Source organism: Candidatus Burkholderia verschuerenii, assembly GCF_001189365.1.
GTDB classification, from domain to species: domain Bacteria; phylum Pseudomonadota; class Gammaproteobacteria; order Burkholderiales; family Burkholderiaceae; genus Caballeronia; species Caballeronia verschuerenii.
In genome coordinates this window covers 1-18,930 of the sequence record NZ_LFJJ01000278.1, presented here as the reverse complement: position 1 = coordinate 18,930, position 18,930 = coordinate 1, and the positions used below count along the sequence as shown (strand labels likewise).

Below are 18,930 nucleotides of genomic sequence, written 5' to 3'. Positions count from 1 at the left end.
GCCATGGCGTAAGCCCTCCCGAGGGCAGGTTGACGAACTGGACATTCATCAACTTACACCACGGCCACCCCTGCCTCTGCGCTCCTGCCGCCTCAGCGTTTTTGCACATCATTCTGCACACTACCAGATTCAACAAGGCATCTCGACGAAACACGCTGCTTTCCGGTAAAGGGTTGGAGGGTAAGCCGGGATGCTCAGTGTGTTTCGGTTGCTTCCGGTGACGCGTTGTTCTGCACCACGGAAACCAGTGTATCCGGGGATTGGCGGTTTCAATTGGGCGAGAAAGCGGGGTTTTGGGGTTCTAAACGGGGGATTCGAAGGGGTAAGTTTTTTGGGCGCGCTGACGATTGCGGCGCGTTCGGGATGTGCCATCGGCTGATAGACAAGCTGGCGGGCCAATTTCGCCATATTGTGAAAATCGTTTGATTTGCGTTTTATTGACAATAGTAAGGATATGATTCTCGACCTGATTGAGCAGCGTTCCTTAGCAAATCATCGCCGTCGAATCGTTCACGATGTTCAAAATCGTTATTCTCAGTGTCAGCGCGGGAGCAGGCCATGTGCGCGCGGCGGATGCCTTGTGCGCCTATGCCGCGCAACATCCCGGCGGAGTCGAAGCCGTGCATCTGGATGTGCTGGATTTCGTCCCGGCAAGTTTCCGTGCGCTCTATTCGGATCTCTATCTGAAGCTGGTTTCCCATCAGCCCGCGCTCTGGAGCTATCTCTACCGAAAGAGCGAGCATGCGTCGCCGCGATCGCTTGCCGAGCGCATCCGGCGCGCGGTGGAGCGGCTCAACTGTCGTGCGCTCAAGGCTGAGATCGCGAGACACAACGCGGACGCCATCATCTGCACGCACTTTTTGCCGGCGGAATTGCTGTCGCGCGAACATCGTGTCGGGCAATTGTCGACGCCCGTGTGGGTGCAGGTCACGGACTTTGATCTGCATCGGATGTGGGTGGTGCCCGGCATGCAGGGATATTTTGCCGCCAACGATGAAGTCGCGTGGCGCATGGCGGGCCGCGGTATCGCACCCGACTCGATTCACGTCAGCGGCATTCCCATCATGCCCGCGTTCGGCCGGCCGCTCGACCGCGAGACGTGCGCCAAAGAATACGGTCTCGATCCGAAGCGCACCACGCTGCTGATGATGTCCGGCGGAGCCGGCATCGGCGCGCTCGATGTCATGGCCGAGCGCCTGCTGAAGATGGACGGCGACTTCCAGCTCATCGCATTGGCGGGACGCAACGAGGCCATGTTGCGCGCGCTGCGCGCGTTGGGCCATGCCCATCCCGGACGTTTGGTGGCGTCCGGCTTTACGTCTTCGGTCGAACGGCTGATGGCCTGCGCCGACCTGATCATCACCAAGCCGGGCGGCCTGACGACATCGGAATGCCTTGCCATGCAGGTGCCGATGATCCTCAATTCGCCCATTCCCGGTCAGGAAGAGCGCAACGCCGATTTTCTGCTCGAACAGGGCGTGGCACTCAAGGCGGTCGATTCGGTCGCGCTGGAATATCGGGTCCGCATGCTGACGGGCGATGCGGCGCAACTTGGCGCGATGCGCCAACGCATCGCGCCTCTCGCGCGTCCCGATGCGGCGCGCACGGTGCTTGATACGGTGATCGACTCGCTTCGGCGATCGCGCGCCCGGGAGGCCGCATGAATCATCGCGGAAGGTTACCTCGCGCGCGCACCATCGCATTGATTGCATGGGTGGCGCTGCTGGGATTTTTCTTCGCCAACGTCGAGATTCAGATCGATGGCAGAGCGGACTGGACGCCGAATCTTCCGACATGGCGCATCGAACATCCCTGGTTGCTCGACATTTTCTGGGGCGGCCGGCCGATGACGGGCTATCACGCGTGGGTATTTCCTTTCGTCGCGCTCTTCTTTCATCTGCCGATGATCTTTTTCGGCAGATGGTCATGGCGCATCGAGGCGCGCGCGGTTGCGTGCATCATGACGTTCTGGCTCATCGAAGATTTTCTGTGGTTCGTGCTCAATCCGGCATTCGGCATCGCCCGCTTCGACGCTGCGCATGTGCCATGGCATAAGCACTGGATCGCATTCGCGCCCACCGATTACTGGACCATGAGCGCGCTCGCGTGCGTGCTGTTCCTCTGGTCGGGGCGGTATGTCGACGGCTATCGAGGCTTGACCCGTGCATAAGGTTTTCCGGGCGCTGTTTTATGCCGCCGGTTGCGTGGCCGCCGCGTGTGCCGTAGCATCGATGGTGTCGACTCCACGCGGCGACGTGGGACACGGGCGAGGCCGTTGAACTGGGCCGAACCGATGACGTACACCGGCATCGACAATCTGCATCGCATCACGCCTTCGCTGTATCGCAGCGTGCAGATCGCGCCGAACGATATCGCGCAGCTTCGCGCGCTGGGCATTCGCAAGATCGTGAGCTTCCGGTCGTTTCATTCCGACGAGACCATGCTGGCGGGCAGCGGCATCACGCTCATGCGTATTCCGGTCAACACGTGGAATATCCGCGACAACGATATGATCGCCGCGCTGAAAGCGCTGCACGACGTGGATCGCGATGGCCCCGTTCTGATTCATTGTCAGCACGGCACGGATCGTACCGGGCTCGTGTCGGCGTTGTATCGGGTCGTCTATCAAGGGTGGAGCACGCAACAGGCGGAAGACGAGTTGCTGCGCGGCGGATATGGTTTTCATCCGATCTGGGGAAACATCAGGCGCTATCTGGAGCGTGTGGATGTCGTGCGGTTTCAGCAGCAGGTCGGTGTCACGTCAGGCAAGGCTTGATATGGCGCGGCGAACGATGCGGCTTGTCTTTATCTCATGCGTAGTCTTTGCGCTGTGCTGGGTAGTCGCAGCGGCCTTGATTTGCGTGCGCGGCTTTAGCATGCGCGATGCGCCCGCCGATATCGCCGTGGTGCTCGGCAACGCGCTGAACAGGAATGGCACGCCCAGCCCCATTCTTGCCTCTCGACTGAACGTCGCGTTGCGATGCTATCGCGAGCGGCGCTGTCCTGTGCTGTTCGTAAGCGGCAGCATCGATGGACCGGGACTCAATGAAGCGCTCGGCATGCGCGCGTGGCTGATGGACCGGGGCGTCGCCGATCGCGATATCGTCATCGACGATCAGGGCGACAACACGCTCGCCTCGGCGCGCAATGCCACGGCATACATGCGCGCGCACGGGATGACGCGTGTCATGCTGATCACGCAGTACTACCACCTCGCACGCACGCGGCTGGCCTTCGAACGGGCTCGCGCGCCGATCGTGACGGGCGATTATCCGCGTCAGTTTCGTGCGATGGATCTCTATTCGAGCTGGCGCGAAGTGCCTGCGTATGCGGTTTATTGGATTCGTCTGACGCTCGATGCGGATGCGCAACCTGTGACTTTCAGACCCATCCGGTTTCTGATGAATTTGCTGTTGGACGCGAAGTAACGGGCGTGAACCGAGATCGCGCGCAAGAGCAAGCCAAGCCCCACCAAAGAAATCGCATGAAGAAGCAACGCAAGGTCGTGATCGTCGGGTTCGGGAACATCGGTCAGGCCATCATTCCCTTGCTGAAGAAAGCGTATCCCGCGTGGCCGGTCATCGCGATCGATCAGGAAGCGGACCCGACGCGCATGACGCTCGCGAAACATTGGGACATCGATCTCATCGAGTGTCGCTTAAGCGAGAACAACTATGTCTCAGTGCTCGAACAGTTGATCGAAGCAGGCGACGTTCTGTTGAATCTCGCCTACGAGGTGAGTTCCTGCGTGCTTATTTGCTTCGCTCAGCAAAGCGGTGCGCTGTACTCGATACCGGCATCGAGCCGTGGAAGTATCGGATCGTCGCGAATTCGGATACATCGAATTATGCGTTGCGCGAGCAGGTACTCGCGCTCAAGCGCGAAAGCGAAGTCCACAGCACCGCGCTGGTTGCACATGGCGCGAATCCGGGCTTCGTTTCGGTGCTGGTCAAGATCGCCTTGCTCGATATGGCGAAGCTCGTCTGGCCCGAACGCGCGGGGACGATCCATCCCGTCGAACGAGCAGATTGGGCGCGGCTCGCCGCCGATCTCGATGTGCGCGTGATCCAGATTTCCGAACGTGACACGCAGCGAACATCCGATCCGCATCGCCCGCGCGTGCTGATGAACACATGGTCGGTCGACGGATTCATCGCCGAATGCCGGCAGGAGGCCGAGCTCGGCTGTACACATGGCTCGCAATCGACGAAAACAGAATCGTAATCCTAAGCAAAATAACACGATCGTCCATACACCTGATCTCGAACACGTGCACGCGGAGCTGGCGCTTCGTCTGTCTTCGACATCGCTTACTACAGAGGATTTCGAGCGCGCGTGCAGCATGGCAAGCGCTCATCGCGCGGACGCCGACATCCGCTGCATGCTGCTGAAGCTTGAAGAGCTCGTCGTGCCGGGCGCCGAGACATCGGATGCGTGGCTGGCGCTGCTCGCCGATGCCGCCGGTCATCGCGGCATCCTGCGCAACTGCGTGTTGCGTCTGGTGAAGGAAGGCAAGAGCGATGAAGCGATCGTTGTGATCGATCGCCACGTCCCCGAGACCGCGGACGATGCCGCGTCCGGGTTGTCGCGTGCCGAGTTGCTCGCCGATGCGCGTGCTCACGAGGCATCGGACGAACTGTTCGATCGTCTGATCGGCCTGTACGACCGGCGCGATATTCGCATTGCGTTCGCCAAGCGCCTCAAGAAGCGCGGCTTGCTGGGGCGCGCGAACGCGGTGCTCGTGCCGGTCGCGTCAAGTGTCGCGCCGGACAGCAAGGCCGGACAACTCGTGGCGACGCTCGCTGACGACTATGCGTTCTACCGCCGTTTCGAGCCCGAATTCGGTCTCGCCGATCAGGATTTCCGCATCCTCGCGATGAAGCACGCGATTCTGCAGTACCGCAATCGCACGTCGTCGATCGAGGACGCGGAGCGCCCGAGGTCGGTGGCGCTCGTCACGGGCAGTCTCGGCCCGGGCGGCGCGGAGCGTCAGTTGACGCGTCTCGCCTGCCATCTGCAGCGTGTCTGCGAAATGCCACAGTACTCGAAGGGCGAAGCCGGACGCATCGACCGCGTCGAAGTGCTGGTCAAACAGCACACGGTCCAGGGCGATACGCGCAAGGGCCATCGCATCGACTTCTTTCTCGGCACGATGAACGACGCCTGCGTGAAAGTCACGGAGATCAACACGCTGCCGTCGATCGCCGCGAACCAGCAAGCGCTTGATGACGCGGATACATTGCGTTTGCTGCAGAACCTTCCGCCGCAGGTCAATTACGGCGTAACGCGACTGGCGCCGCTGTTCCGCGAGCGACGTTTCGATGTCGTCAGTCTCTGGCAGGACGGCACGTGCCTGTTCGGCGCGCTCGCCGCGCTGATCGCCAGCGTGCCGGTGATTCATCTCGTGTTTCGCGGCCTGCCGCCGAATATTCGCGCCGAGCGTTATCGGCCCGAATACGCGGTGCTTTACAAGGCGCTCGCCGAAGTGCCGGGCGTCGTGTTCGTCTGCAATAGCCGCACGGGCGCGCAAGCCTACGCCGACTGGCTCGATATGCCGGTTACGCGCTTCAAGGTGCTCTACAACGGCGTGCCGGAACTGAGCGTCGATGGCGCTGATGAAGACGTGCAGCGTTGGGAAGCCTTCGACGCACGCTGCGCGGATGCGACCGAAATGATCGGCGGCGTATTCCGCTTCGAACCGGACAAGCGTCCGCTGACATGGATTCGCCTCGCCGCGCGCTATCTGAAGATGCGTCCGCTTGCGCGCTTCTTTATCGTCGGCGATGGGCGGCTTCAGCAGAGCGCCGTCGAACTCGCCGCCGAACTCGGCGTCGCCGACCGCATGCTGTTCGCGGATTTGTCGTCGCATGTCGGTTACTGGTATTCGAAGATGGACGCCAAGGTGCTGCTGTCGCGTTTCGAAGGCCTGCCCAATGTGCTGATCGAAGCGCAGATGCTCGGCGTCGGTACCGTGTCCACGCCTGCGGGCGGCGCGGGCGAATGTTTCGTCGATGGCGTGACGGGACATCTGCTCGAAAGTGCCGAGCAACCCGATCTGCAAGCGGCGTGCGAACGGCTGGCCGCACTGGTGGATCGCTGCCGCGCCGAACCGGCGACGCGCGATCAGGCGCGCGATCGCGCCAGCACGCTGTTTTCCGTGCCCGCGATGACCGCCATGTTCAACGATCTGTGCTTTCCGGAGACGCGTCTCGTCGCAAGCGAACACGCGCTCGCGGCTTGAGCATCGACTATCGAATCAGGATGAGAGTTGCGAAACCGATTGCCCCATTGTTCACGTTTCTTCGATGCAGAAAGGCGCATGCAGCCACTACGTTGTGCGCGGCGCTGATCAGCGTCGTCATGTTGCCTGGCTGCACGGTGCCGCGTAGCGGGCCGATGCCAGAGCGAGGTCGAGGCATCGGGCGCGAACGATCTCATTCATCTGGTGCCGGTTACGCCGCAGATTGCGAGCGCGAATCGTCAGTCCGAACAGGCGAGTTTTTCTGCGGCGTTTCTGAACGCCGCGCCGATCGACTTCGATCGCTTCGCGCAAGGCGATGGCGTCAACGTGATCGTCTGGGAACGCGACGGACTCGGTGTGTTTCCCGCTGGCGAAAACGGTGCGTCGGACCTCGGCGAATTGCAGGTCGATCGCGCGGGCGATATTCACTTGCCCTATATCGGCAACGTGCGGGCGCAAGGTCTCAGCGAAGCGCAATTGCGCACGGCGATTTTGTCGCGGATGAGCCGTCTCGTCGGCGCCGCCGATGTGGTCGTGCGCGCCACCGCGCGCAAAGGTCAGACCGTGACCGTGCAGGGCGATCTGCAAAAGCCGGGCGTGTATCCGCTCGGCCGCGATATGGTGCGTCTGAGCGATCTGCTCGGACAGGCTGCGCCGAATCAGGCGAATCCCGAGCAACTGGCGATTTCAATGCGGCGCGGCGGCGCGACCGCCACCGTGCGGCTCGCCGACATCTACCAGAATCCCGCCAACGATATCGCGCTGCGGCCGGGCGATTCCATCGTCGCACATAACGTCGTCGAACAACTGACCGTGCTCGGCGCGGCGGGCGTGCAGGGTCACGTCAAGCTGACCAAACGCGGCTATAGCGTGTTCGATGCACTCGGCGATTCGCGCGGGCTGAACGATTCGCTCGCCAATCCGCGCGCGGTTTATCTGCTGCGCAACGCATCCGACGATACGCGTCCGACGGTCTATCAGTTCGACTTCACGCGTCCCGAGCAGATGGCGCTGGCGGGCAACTTCGTCGTGCACGACAAGGACGCGATCCTCATTTCCGACGCACCGTACGCGCAAGTCCAGAAGACGCTTTCCGTGTTCAGTTCGACGCTCGGCTCGGCACGCGCCGCGGGCGCACTGTAATTCCGCGACGCGATGAGCAACGGCGATCGAATCAACAACTGGCGCGCGCGGCGCAACACGGGCAGCTATCGCGTCGGCGCGGGCGTGGCGTCCGTCAAGGAAGCCGCCACGTCCGCATCCGCACCGACGACCACGCTCGGTTCGGTACTCGATGCGTTGCGCGCGTCGTCGCATGACACGCTGGTCGAGCGTCGCCGCGTCTACGAGACACTGCAGACCCAGCGCGAAAACGAAGCTTTGCGAGCATTGTCCGACGACGAACATCTCGACTTCCAGCGCCGTCTGCATCGCACGGTGGTGCGGCTTGTCGAGGACGATATCCGCGCGGGCGTCGACGTGTTCGCGCCGGGCTATGCACCAGCGAACCTCGCCATCGACGAAGCGCGCCTCGCCGATGCCTACGACAAACGCAAGCGCCAGCGCATCGATCAGCAATCGCGCGATGCCCGCCGACGCGCGACGCGCGACGACACGCCTTTCGCAATCGAACTCGCGCCGGCCGAAGCGGCCGATCTCGCGACGCTGCGCGCCAGCACGCAATCGATGCAGGCGCGTCAATTTTCCGGCGGGCCGTTCGAATCCCGATGCCGTGCTGCCCTTGCTGATTCTGCAATTGCACATGATTCAGGGCGAAAGCCGCTTCGCGCTGCTCTGGACTTTGGTCGGCCCGGTCGTGCTGCTCACGCTTATATCGTCGCTGTACTTTCTGATGGGCACGCATTTCGTGCTCGGCATGGATGTGCCGACGTTTTCGCTGCTCGGCGCGACGACCTGGATCATGTTTCGCCAGATCATTTTTCGCAGCAGCACGAGCTATATTTCGGCGCGCGGTCTGCTGAATCTGCGCGGCGTGACGCCGCTGTTGTGCGCGCTCGTGCAATCGATTCTTTACGTGACGATCTATCTCGCGGTGTTCGGCATTCTGATCGGCGCGGGACATTATGCGGGGATTATTTCGCTGCCCGCGAGCTGGCCCGCGTTTATGTGCATGGTCGCGACGATGGGCGTAGCGGGCGCGGCGATCGGCCTCGTGTTCGGCGCGATTGCAACCGTGTGGCGCTTCTTCCTGCGGCTCGGCACCGCGCTCGAACGCATGCTGGAAATCTTCAGCAGCGTGTTCTTCGTGTCGGAACAATTGCCGGAACAATATCGCGGATATTTTCTCTGGCCGCCTTTCGCCCACGGCATGCAACTGTTGCGTTCAGTGTATTTCGACAGTTATCACTCGAGCGATGCCAGTCTGACCTACTATGTTTTGTCGCTGGTCGTTCTTGTGAGCATTGCGCTTGGCGTCGAACGTTTCGCACGCAGCAATGTTCAGCCTGTGTGAACGCCATGATCCATCTCCATCACGTTTCCGATACGCCGCGCCTGTCCGGCTCGCGCTTTCCGCTGCTGAGCGGCGCGACGCTCGATATCCCGCGCGGACGCTATGCGTTGCTGTCGCGCGCGCCGGAGTTGCATCGTCCGGTGATCGATGCGCTGGCGGGCTTGCGTCGACCAGGCGAAGGGTTTGTTCAGCATCGCGGACGCGTGTCGTGGCCGCTCGGACGACAAGGCTTTATTCGCGGCAAGGCCAACGGTCTGCGCATGATCGAGTTCGTGTGCGCGCTGCATGGCCTCGATGCGAGCGCTTGTATCGATCTCGTGTCCGATCTGATCACGACGCCCGCTCATCTGAACGCGCCGATGGAGCACTGGCCGCTTCATACGCGTCAGGAAGTGTCGTTTGCGCTTGCGCTCGCGCCGGACTTCGACGTGTACATCATCGACGGCGCGATGCCGTTCGAGCCTTGTCGCTTCACGCGCCTGTGGCTCGCGTTGTTCGAGGAACGCGTGGTGGGCCGCACGCTGATCCTCTCGACTTATCGCCAGCAACAACTGGCGGATTACTGCAACAAAGGTTTGGTTTATGAACGAAGCACCCTTCGCATCAACGACGACCTCGACGCGTGCATCCGTCGATTCCCGCCACGCCGCGCACACACCGATGCCATCGACGCCGGCCACGACATCGCCGCCGATTCCTTCGATGGAAACAGCGTCGAGTTCTGAGCCGGAAGCGGGCATCGACGCACGCCGTCGCGAACGCGCGGCCGCGATTCGCACGCGCCGCTTCGGGCGCTGGATCATGCTCGCGCTGATTCTCGCGCCGGTCGTGCTCGGCATCGTCTACGCGAGCTTTGTCGCGATGCCGCGCTACTCGGCGGAAGCGCGCTTTTCGGTGCGCGCGTCGGCATCGCAATCGCCGGTCAGCGGCGCGGTGAGTTTGCTGACCTCGGGCGATGGCGGCGGTCTCGGCACGGGTTTCGTCGATGGATGGGCGGTCAGCGACTTTCTAAACTCGCGCGATTGCATGCAGCAACTCGACAAGAAGATCGGCTTGCGTCAGAAGCTGACGCGCGGCGGTTTCGATGTCGTCAATCGCCTGCCCGCCGATGCATCGGAGGACGATCTGTATCGCGCGTATCGTTCGACGGTGAAGGTCTCGTACAACATGATGGAACAGGTCGACGTGATGACCGTGCGCGCCTTCTCGCCCGCCGATGCCGCGTTGATTTCCAACGCGTTGATCGAGCTTGCGCAGAACTTCGTCAATCGTATGGACGAGCGCGGCGTGGAAGATGCGTTCAAGGTGAGTCGTCAGGCCGTCGCGCTGGCTCAGCAGAAAGCGCAGGACGCGCGCACGGCGTTGACGCGTTGGCGCGTCAGCAATCAGAACCTAGACCCGGCGGCGAACGCGGCGATGCTGCTGAATCTGTCCGGTCAGATCGAAACGGAACTGAACACGGCGCAGCTGAATCTGGACAAGATTCGTGCGCTCGGCAATCCGGATCATCCGATGCTCGCGCCGTCGCAGGCGCAGGTCGCGGCGCTCAAGCAGCGGCTGGCGGAAGTGCGGCAGCGCATGAGCGGAACCGGCAACACGCAGGCGACGCAGCTTGAACGCTACGAGCAGTTGAAGAACGCGCAGACCTTTGCCGACAGCAATCTCAACGCGGCTCAGCAGGGCTATCAACAGGCGTTCACGGATACGCACAAGTTGCAGCGTTACCTCACGGTAATCAGCAAGCCTTTGCCATCGGATCGGCCGACCAGTCCCGATACGCTCTTGCTGATGATCGAGGCATTGGCGATCGGTCTGGCGCTCGCGCTGTTCGTCAAGGTTGCGGCGGCGCTGGCCCGCGCGTTCCGTCATGGTTGAGCCGACGATGCACGAAGCTATTAGCGACGCGTTCGCGACGTGCAAGCGTGCCGTGCGCAAGGGCGACTGGCAGGCGGGATTGAGGGCCTATTCGTCCGCCGTGACGGCGGGCGCGGTGCCGGATGCATCGGCGCGTGTGTGTCTGATCATTGCCGAAATACGTTCGGGTAATGAAGAATCCATTTCAGAGCTGAACGTGCAACTCGTGCGCAATGCCGATGCGCAACTCGATCTGAAGCGTCTGCTCGTATCGCCGCTGATCCGGCAGGGCGCGCTGAGCGCGGCGGCGCAAGTGCTATCGATCGTAATCGAAGCATGGCCCGGCAGCGCCGATGATCATCGGACGCTGTCGAGCGTGCTGGGCTGCCTCAAGCACTGGGACGAAGCGATCGCGCACGCGGATGCGGCTGCGCGCATCGAACCGGACGATACGGCCTTGCTGGCCGCGTGCCTCCGTTTGCGAATGCAAGCAGGTCAGACGAAGGACGCCGCGCGACTCGCAAGCGAGACATTCGAACGCGCGGGCAAGGACAGCCAGCACACCCATGCATGGATAACCGCGCTGATTCGCGGCGGAAACATGCCGCTCGCGGCAAGTCTCGCCGCGACGCTGGACATCGCCACGCTTCCCGACAAACGCACCGCCGCCGCGATGGTGCAGGCGCTGCTGGCCGACGAACGCATCGACACGGCAATTCAGGCGGGTGAACAGGCGCTGACTGCGGGTCACGATGGCGCGACGCTGCGTTCGCAACTCGGCCAGGCGTGGCTCGCGCGCGGAACCTTGCACGATGCCGAGACGCGTGCGCTCGCGCATCTGGCGCAAGGCGTCTCATTCGCGTCCGACGATGTTCGCCTCGTGTCGCTTTACGGCGAGACGCTGCTCCGCGCGGGTCGCTATGCCGACGCGATTCCGCATCTCGAACACGCGTGCGCGCTCGCGCCAGGTCTCGATCACACGCGCTCGCTGCTCGCGCGTGCGTTGCGCCATGTCGGGCGTCATGCGCAGGCCGCCGATGAACTGATGGCGCTAGTGTCGCGCTCGCCGCATAGCGGACGCTGGCAGCGACTGGCCGCAGCAGGTCTCGCGCAAGCGGGCCGGCGCGACGAAGCGTCCGCTCTCTACGCGACGTATCTTCGCGCGCGCGGCGCGTCCTTGCCGCCGTCCTTCGCCAATGCGCTGGCCGATCTCGACGGACGGATCGCGTACGTCAAGATTCCACGCGCGCGGCTCGATTGGGCGTGGTCGCTGCATCGCGATCCGGATCGGACGGATCGCGAGCAATGGGAACGCGCCGCGCGCTGGGGGCATCTCGTCGATCATCTGTTGCTCGAATGGCTGGAGTGCCGCGACGACCGGATCGAAGAAGCAATGGCCTGCCTCGGCGATCTCGACGACACCGAGCGCGCCATCATGCCGCTGATGGATGCGGGCAAGGGCGTGATCGTGGCCACCGCGCACGTCGGCCCAATGTACGCGGGATTGATGGTTCTGGAACTGCTCGACATTCCGTCGCGATGGTTGTCGAGCACGCCCGGCGTGAGCACGGCGAGCTATGCATCGGCGCTGATTTCCACGGCCGATCAGAGCGAAGCGCAAGTCGCGCGGGAAAGCCTGCGCGCGCTGCAATCGGGCGTTGCGTTGTGCATCGCCGTGGATGGCGCGCTGAATCCCGCCGCGCCGCGCGTGCAGTTCGCGGGGCAGGAAATCACCTATTCGAGCTTTGCCGCGCGTGCGGCGCATCGTCTGGGCGCGCCCTCGGTGTTCTATGCGCCGCGTTGGGAGAACGGCCGGATCGTCAATACGCTGGAACGGCTTCCGGATGCGCGTCCGGGCGAGGATGTCGAAGCCTTCGCCGTTCGATGGCAGCAAGCTTATCTCGGCCACTTGCGCGAATACCTTGCCGGCGCGCCGGAGAACCTGCGTCTGAGCGGCGGAATCTGGCGTCACGTGCGTCCGGTGGATCGCTCGACGCAGCCTTATGAATCACATCGTTAATGCGGCATATGGATATGACACTCGAACAGCTACTGAAGGAACCCAATGTGCCGACGTGGCTCAAACATGAGTCGCAACGCGACGTGTGCGAACGACTGGCATCGCAGCGCTATCGCTGGCTCGTGAGGGGCGCCGCGCCGGATTTATCGGCTCGAATCTCGTCGAAACCTTGTTGATGCTCGATCAGGACGTGCGCGGCATGGACAACTTCGCGACCGGACATCAGCGCAATCTCGATGAAGTCAGAAAGCGTGTCGGGGAATCGCGCTGGAGCCGCTTTTCGTTTCATGAATCGGATATCCGCGAGTCGGCCGCATGCGAGCGCGCGGTCGCGGAGCGGGACTTCGTGCTGCATCAGGCCGCGCTCGGCTCCGTGCCGCGCTCGGTGAAGGACCCGGTCACGACAAACGATGTCAATACATATGGATTCCTTAATATGTTAGAAGCGTCGCGTCGCACAGGTGTTAGACGTTTCGTCTATGCGGCGTCGAGTTCCACTTACGGCGACGAACCGAATCTGCCCAAGCGGGAGGAGCGCATTGGCAATCCTTTGTCGCCGTATGCGGTCACCAAGCTCGTCAACGAGATTTACGCAAGCGTCTACGCGCGGACGTATGGGTTCACGTCGATCGGTTTGCGTTACTTCAACGTGTTCGGCCCGCGTCAGGACCCGAACGGCGCATATGCCGCCGTGATTCCGAAGTGGATCGCCTCGATGCTTGCCGACGAAGACGTTCAGATCAACGGCGACGGCGAGACGAGCCGAGATTTCTGCTATATCGGTAATGTCGTGCAGATGAATCTGCGCGCGGCGTTGCGTGAAGACTTGCCGTCGAGCGAAGTCTACAACGTGGCCGTGGGCGGCCGAACGACGCTCAACGATCTGTTCGGCATTATCCGAGATGGTCTTGCGCAGCAAGACGTGAATTATCGAAAAGCGCCTGTTTACAGGGACTTTCGCGCCGGCGACGTGCGGCATTCGCAAGCCGATGTATCGAAGGCTCGCGCTGAACTCGGCTACACGCCGCTCTTCGATCTGCGCGCGGGCATGAGCGAAGCATTGCCGTGGTACATGTCGTTTCTCACCGATCAAGCGACGCGATGACGATGAAGCACGCGATTCGCGCTTATGTCGCGCTGATTCTGACGGCGCTGTTGACACTAACTGGCGCAACCGTGAACGCATGCGAAACAGCGACTACCGATTGCCCGATGGTCGCGACTCTGCTCGCGCAACGAGCGGGCTATGGCCGCGAAGCGACGGGCGGCACGGGCGGGAAATTTGTCCACGTTTCGTCGGCGGCGGACGCGGGCGCGGGATCGCTGCGTGACGCGCTCGCGCATGCGCGCGGCCCGACATGGATACGTTTCGACTCGGACCTGACGATCACGCTCGCATCGCAGCTTCGCGTGCCGTCCAACGTGACGATCGACGGCCGTGGGCATTGCATCACCTTGCTCGATTACGGTTTCGGCATCTACGAACGCTCGAACGTGATTCTTACGCATCTCACCATCGACGGGCGTCTGCGTACTTTCACGCAGGCGGTCGATATCGCTAATGGCTCGCGTAACGTATGGATCGATCACCTCGATCTCTCGCGTTTCGCGGCGCGGCTGGTGAACGTGAAGAACGGCGCGACCGATGTCACGGTATCGTGGGTAAAGTTTCACGACGACGACAAGGTAATGCTCGTCAACAACATCACGTCGAAGAACCTTTTCGAGAACTTCGATCGCGATTCGATCGCGCGCGTGACGTTGCATCACAATTACTTTGTCGATACGGTGCAGCGCAATCCGCGCACGCAGTTCGGCACGGTGCATCTCTACAATAATTTGCTTGAAAACTGTGACTTTTATGGCATGAGTTTCAGTCTGGAAGCGAAGGCGTTGATCGAAGGAAATGTGTTCGTGAATTCCACGAAGCGCGTGTGCAAGGAGCCGCCGTTCTTTCCGACGGTGGAAGGCGTTAATGCGCGCTATTGCGACTATATTCCGGTGGCGCTCGCGCGTAGTTCGCTCGTCAATGGCGAGTCGGACCGGAAGAGTTACGAGCAGACGCGTGGGACTTATCACTACACGCGCGACTACAAGGCGTTTCTTTCCGTGCGGGACAATCTGTATCTTCAGGACGCGAAGGCCGTGCTCGAAGACTATCAGCCGGAACGCGTGCCGCGGCCTTCGTATCGGTATGAGGTCGAGGCGGCGTCGGCGGAGTTGGCGGAGAGGATACGGCGGGGGGCGGGGAATACGGTGGGGGAGTGATCACCGTAACCGTTCCATCAACCCCTCAAGCAACGCAACAAGCCCATCCACATGCGCATCCTCCGTTCGCCACGACGACACGCTGATCCTGAACGCCGCCCGCCCTTGCCAGATCGTCGGACCGAACCACACTTCACCAGATGCCTGCGCGGCCTCGCGGATGGCAACGGTCTGCGCATCCGTTGCGGCGCGAACCAGCACCTGATTGAGCACGACGCGGTTCAGTACCTCGTAACCTACCGCGCGCAAGCCATCCGCGATGCGCGACGCCTGCGCACAATGACGCTCGATCAAAGCCGCAAGTCCCGAGCGTCCCAGTGTGCGCAGCGCCGCCCATATGGGCACGCCGCGCGCGCGTCGAGAGAATTCGAGGTTCAGGTTCTTCTGCGCATCGCGTGATGCAGCGGAATAGGCCGCATCGCTGTTTATGGCCGATGCAAGCGCGGAGGCGTCCTTGCAGATTGTCATTGCGCCGTCGTAAGGCGTGTTCAACCATTTGTGCCCGTCGGTCGTCCAACTGTCGGCGTGTTCGATTCCTTCGGTAAGCGATGCCTTCGACGATGCGCGCGCCCACAAGCCGAAAGCGCCGTCGACGTGAACCCACGCGCCGGCCGCCTTGGCGCGCGGAATCAGCGCCGCGAACGGGTCTATTCTGTCCACATGGCGCAACTCGACGAGCGACGACATGCAAAGCGATCCGACAGTCATTGATCATCTCAATGCGGAATTGAAGAACGAATTGACGGCCGTGCATCAGTATCTTTTGCATGCGCGGCTTTACAAGCATTGGGGCTTCGAGGAACTCGGCGCGCATGAATACAACGAGTCGATGGATGAACTGACGCACGCGGACAAGCTGATCGAGCGTATCCTCATGCTTGACGGCGAGCCCAATTTGCAGGACCTTCATCCGCTCAATATCGGCAAGCAGACAATCGATGCACTAAAGAACGACCTCGCGCTGGAAAAAGTCGCTCAGGTGCAGTGCAAGACCTCGATTGCCTATTGCGAGTCCGTCAAAGACTTTGTCTCAAGAGCGATCCTCGTCGAATTGCTCGATGCGACTGAAGAACATATCGACTGCCTGGAAATTCAAATCGCCTTGATCGACAAGATCGGTATCGCCAATTACCAGCAATCCGCTGTTCGCAAGATCGCTTGACGAACCGCGCCTAAGTTTGCCGTCGGCATTAATTGCATTTGTACGACTTTACGTCACGTAATTTTCATTACGGATGGTTAGCCTTTGCATCTTTTTAGAAACACCACCCGCTAAAGGAGCGCAGGGGATGTTCGATAAGAAGATGTGCTTGAGCTTGACGATCGCCTTGGCACTGGCCGCATGCGGCAGCGACGATTCGCCGGATGCAAACACGCCGGCCGCGCAAGCCAAAAAGTCCACGCAACTCTTTACGCAGACGATCGCGCCTTATACGAATTGGGGTAATGTGCCCATCGTCGGCACCGGTTACGGCTCAGCGTTCACGGCCGCGCCCAATCAGCCGGGCTTCTTCTATGGCATGACCGATCGCGGCCCGAACGTCACCGCTCCCGATGGCAGCAACAAGATCGAGCCATATCTGGAATTTCAACCTGCTATCGCGCTGTTCCAGCTTGCAAGCGGCAAGGCCAACGTATCGCGCGTGATCGGACTGTCGCTTGCCGACGGCACGCCTATTAACGGCAAGGTCAATCCCGAAGCGAGCACGGCCGAAAAAATCTACGACGTCAACGGAAACGTGCTGCCGACGAGTACCGCCGGCCTCGATCCCGAAGGTCTGGTCGCGCTGGCCGACGGCACGTTCTGGGTCTCCGATGAATACGGTCCCTACATCGTTCACTTCGATGCGAACGGCAAGGAAATTTCGCGGCTGAATCCCTATTCCACCGCGACCACGGGCAACAATTTGCCGCTGCCCGGCGAGCTCAAGAAGCGCAATCCGAATCGCGGCATGGAAGGCCTGACGATCATGCCCGATGGCAAGTATCTCGTCGGCATCATGCAGTCGCCGCTGGACAAGAACGGCACAACCGCGACGGCTGCGGGCAAGGGCGCGGTCACGCGTGTCGTAAAGATCTCGCTTGCAGACCCGGTCAACGACGCGCACGAGTATCTGTATTCGCTGCACACGAACGGCGCAGGCAATCCGGAAGGTCAGGCCGTTAGCGAGATCGCGGCGATGCCGGACGGCACGTTTATCGTCGATGAGCGCGACGGCAATTTCGAAGGCACGGCGACCGGCAAGGCCAACGCCGACAAGAATCTTTGGAAGCTCGACCTGAGCGCCGCCACCGATGTCGGTCCGAAGTCCCCGCTGATCGGCACGACCATCGCGGGCGGCGTCGTCACGTACGACTCGACCAACGGCTTGAAAATCGGCGGCAAGACCATCGAGGATATCGCCGGCACGGCCGATTCCCCGGCCGCCGTGCAGGCGCTCGCCACGGCGGGCATCACGGTCGGCGCCCGAAGGCTTGTTCCTCAACTACGCCAAGCTCTTCACGACAATCGATCCCAAGGGCATGTATTTCGGTCACGACAAGGTCGAAGGCATTGCGATCGATCCTGCCGATCCGACCAAGATCTACATCTCGAACGATTCGGACTTCGGTATCACCGATGAGCCGAGCACGGTGCCGATGGCGACCGCATCGAATCCCTTCCCGCCGAGCGAGAAGTTCCTGCCCGATGAAAAGACGCAGGACTTCGGCGAGATCGTCAGGATCGATATGACGCAGGTTCCTGTGCAGTTCAAGCAGTAAGTGGAAAAGCGCCCGCCGGCTTTTCGGTCGCGCGGGCGCTCGGGCATAGGACTGCGCGGATTCGAAGCGCTTGTTCCGGGGCGAAGACGGTGGCCATCACACCGCTGCCGCCACTCCCGCCTGACTCACCCGCCTCAAAAACTCCTTGGTCCACCCATGCTTAGACGCAGCCACCAACTCCTTCGCCGCCCCCTCCTCCACAATCAGCCCACCATCGATAAATACAATCTGATCCGCAATCTCGCGCGCGAAAGCAATCTCATGCGTAACGACGATCATCGTCATGCCTTGCTCCGCGAGTTCCCTCATGCAGTTCAGCACTTCGCCGACGAGTTCGGGATCGAGTGCGGAAGTCGGTTCGTCGAATAGAATGGCAACCGGATTCATCGCAAGCGCCCGCGCGATCGCCACGCGTTGTTGCTGCCCGCCCGACAGACGCTGCGGATACGCATCGGCCTTCTCCGACAAACCCACGCGCGCGAGCAATTCGCGCTGCCGGACGGCGGCGATTTTCGTTGTGATGGCAGATATTCAGCACGGAATGGCGAGTTTGCGCGGTTGCTAACGACGCATTATCGGCTCTTGCGGACGTTCCTTTGCCGCTGGCAGGAAGGCGACTCGGGACATCTGCAGTCATTCGTAATTGCGCAACCATGACCATTGGGCTCGTTGCGACCAAGCAGACGTTGGTTGGGAGATCGCGACGCGATGCGTATAGCGCGAGAGGTATGCGAGCACTGCTTCAGGTCCAATGAATGGGCGCTTGGCACACCGATTACACATTGGGCCGCTGCGAAACGTTCAATTCACGCTTACAACGAGTCTGGACACGTATGCCAAGCCGATCGCGCTCTACAGCGACAAAGCGAGCGTGTCCAATGTGAAGGATCTGGAATTTTCTGGCATGTCCCTTCCACCAGCCAAGTACTTTTGATGCCAGGATCGCCAACGCGCTTCGACAGGCGTGCCAAACCGCATGTCGAATTCACTGACGATTCCCTAAAAGACTTGCGCCGGTTCCAGAAACTCCACCAACAAGGTTTCGATACCGACATCAAGCGCTTCCAGTTCAGCTTGAACGTCGTGTTGTTTTTCGTTCAGGATACGGTAGAACGCGAGGTTATCGTCACGAGACTCAAACAGTTCTTCCAGTGAGAACGACAGGCAATTAATAAAGTTTCTGACTAGTGTTCCGTCCCAGAAATAACTTTACATAAATCCAACATGTTCTATGATCGACTTATGGTGTGCGGGAGACGATCGTAGGACGTAAGGGAATCGAGGTTCTCGTGTCCAATCTGGAGCGAGAAC

Annotated in this window: 15 protein-coding genes and 5 pseudogenes; 17 read left to right on the top strand and 3 right to left on the bottom strand. The window is 61.1% G+C overall.

Translation table 11 applies throughout. The features are described from left to right. Nucleotides 1-515: 515 nt before the first annotated feature. From BVER_RS27585 to BVER_RS27525, 14 genes and pseudogenes are all read left to right on the top strand, one after another. The gene (locus BVER_RS27585) at nucleotides 516-1,664 is read left to right on the top strand and encodes an MGDG synthase family glycosyltransferase (RefSeq protein WP_050455960.1); all 1,149 of its coding nucleotides are present in this window, start codon (nucleotides 516-518) and stop codon (nucleotides 1,662-1,664) included. After that, nucleotides 1,661-2,170, top strand: a complete 510-nt coding sequence (locus tag BVER_RS27580; RefSeq protein ID WP_050455959.1) for a hypothetical protein — start codon at nucleotides 1,661-1,663, stop codon at nucleotides 2,168-2,170. Before BVER_RS27585 ends, BVER_RS27580 begins: the two co-directional genes overlap by 4 nt. A 105-nt stretch (nucleotides 2,171-2,275) precedes the next feature. Continuing rightward, nucleotides 2,276-2,776, top strand: coding sequence for a dual specificity protein phosphatase family protein (locus BVER_RS27575; protein WP_232316866.1), 501 nt, complete (start codon nucleotides 2,276-2,278; stop codon nucleotides 2,774-2,776). A gap of 100 nt (nucleotides 2,777-2,876) precedes the next feature. After that, nucleotides 2,877-3,428, top strand: a complete 552-nt coding sequence (locus BVER_RS27570; RefSeq protein ID WP_232316865.1) for a YdcF family protein — start codon at nucleotides 2,877-2,879, stop codon at nucleotides 3,426-3,428. Between the two features lie 56 nt (nucleotides 3,429-3,484). Beyond that, nucleotides 3,485-3,727, top strand: a pseudogene (locus BVER_RS36055) (saccharopine dehydrogenase NADP-binding domain-containing protein); the annotation flags it as partial. A gap of 29 nt (nucleotides 3,728-3,756) precedes the next feature. Continuing rightward, the gene (locus tag BVER_RS34745) at nucleotides 3,757-4,224 is read left to right on the top strand and encodes a hypothetical protein (RefSeq protein WP_050455956.1); all 468 of its coding nucleotides are present in this window, start codon (nucleotides 3,757-3,759) and stop codon (nucleotides 4,222-4,224) included. Nucleotides 4,225-4,342: 118 nt separating this feature from the next. After that, complete coding sequence (locus BVER_RS27560) at nucleotides 4,343-6,241, top strand: glycosyltransferase (RefSeq protein ID WP_232316863.1); 1,899 nt, start codon at nucleotides 4,343-4,345, stop codon at nucleotides 6,239-6,241. 204 nt (nucleotides 6,242-6,445) lie between these two features. Beyond that, nucleotides 6,446-7,384 carry a polysaccharide biosynthesis/export family protein gene (locus BVER_RS27555; protein ID WP_232316862.1) on the top strand — a complete coding sequence of 313 codons (939 nt, stop codon included), beginning with the start codon at nucleotides 6,446-6,448 and terminating at the stop codon, nucleotides 7,382-7,384. A 394-nt stretch (nucleotides 7,385-7,778) separates the two neighbouring features. Continuing rightward, a complete protein-coding gene (locus BVER_RS27550) occupies nucleotides 7,779-8,714 on the top strand; it encodes an ABC transporter permease (protein WP_232316860.1) in 936 nt (311 codons plus the stop codon). A gap of 5 nt (nucleotides 8,715-8,719) precedes the next feature. Continuing rightward, nucleotides 8,720-9,439: a P-loop NTPase family protein gene (locus BVER_RS27545; RefSeq protein WP_050455964.1), complete on the top strand. Its 720-nt coding sequence runs from the start codon at nucleotides 8,720-8,722 to the stop codon at nucleotides 9,437-9,439. Continuing rightward, entirely contained in the window at nucleotides 9,417-10,589 is a 1,173-nt protein-coding gene (locus BVER_RS27540) for a KpsE/RkpR family capsule polysaccharide export protein (protein WP_232316859.1), read from the top strand. The genes BVER_RS27545 and BVER_RS27540 overlap by 23 nt, the downstream gene beginning before the upstream one ends. A 7-nt stretch (nucleotides 10,590-10,596) precedes the next feature. After that, nucleotides 10,597-12,588, top strand: a complete 1,992-nt coding sequence (locus BVER_RS27535; protein WP_083452403.1) for a tetratricopeptide repeat protein — start codon at nucleotides 10,597-10,599, stop codon at nucleotides 12,586-12,588. Nucleotides 12,589-12,602: 14 nt separating this feature from the next. After that, nucleotides 12,603-13,693 (top strand): annotated as a pseudogene (locus BVER_RS27530) (SDR family oxidoreductase). Between the two features lie 2 nt (nucleotides 13,694-13,695). After that, nucleotides 13,696-14,856, top strand: coding sequence for a pectate lyase family protein (locus BVER_RS27525; protein ID WP_050455961.1), 1,161 nt, complete (start codon nucleotides 13,696-13,698; stop codon nucleotides 14,854-14,856). On the opposite strand, the pseudogene BVER_RS27520 reads toward BVER_RS27525, so the two are convergent. Continuing rightward, a pseudogene (locus BVER_RS27520) lies at nucleotides 14,857-15,504 on the bottom strand (pyridoxal phosphate-dependent decarboxylase family protein); the annotation flags it as partial. Between the two features lie 37 nt (nucleotides 15,505-15,541). Between BVER_RS27520 and bfr the strand changes: the two are divergent. From bfr to BVER_RS35420, 3 genes are all read left to right on the top strand, one after another. Beyond that, nucleotides 15,542-16,018 carry a bacterioferritin gene (gene bfr / locus BVER_RS27515; RefSeq protein WP_050455955.1) on the top strand — a complete coding sequence of 159 codons (477 nt, stop codon included), beginning with the start codon at nucleotides 15,542-15,544 and terminating at the stop codon, nucleotides 16,016-16,018. A 148-nt stretch (nucleotides 16,019-16,166) separates the two neighbouring features. Continuing rightward, on the top strand, nucleotides 16,167-17,480 hold the full coding sequence (locus tag BVER_RS27510) for an esterase-like activity of phytase family protein (protein WP_198155438.1): 1,314 nt from the start codon (nucleotides 16,167-16,169) through the stop codon (nucleotides 17,478-17,480). A 16-nt stretch (nucleotides 17,481-17,496) separates the two neighbouring features. Further along, complete coding sequence (locus BVER_RS35420; RefSeq protein WP_269750823.1) at nucleotides 17,497-17,619, top strand: hypothetical protein; 123 nt, start codon at nucleotides 17,497-17,499, stop codon at nucleotides 17,617-17,619. Between the two features lie 96 nt (nucleotides 17,620-17,715). Here the strand turns inward: BVER_RS35420 and BVER_RS27505 are convergent. Continuing rightward, nucleotides 17,716-18,117, bottom strand: a pseudogene (locus BVER_RS27505) (amino acid ABC transporter ATP-binding protein); the annotation flags it as partial. Between the two features lie 195 nt (nucleotides 18,118-18,312). Then, nucleotides 18,313-18,387: pseudogene (locus BVER_RS32000) on the bottom strand (transposase); the annotation flags it as partial. Nucleotides 18,388-18,930 lie beyond the last annotated feature (543 nt).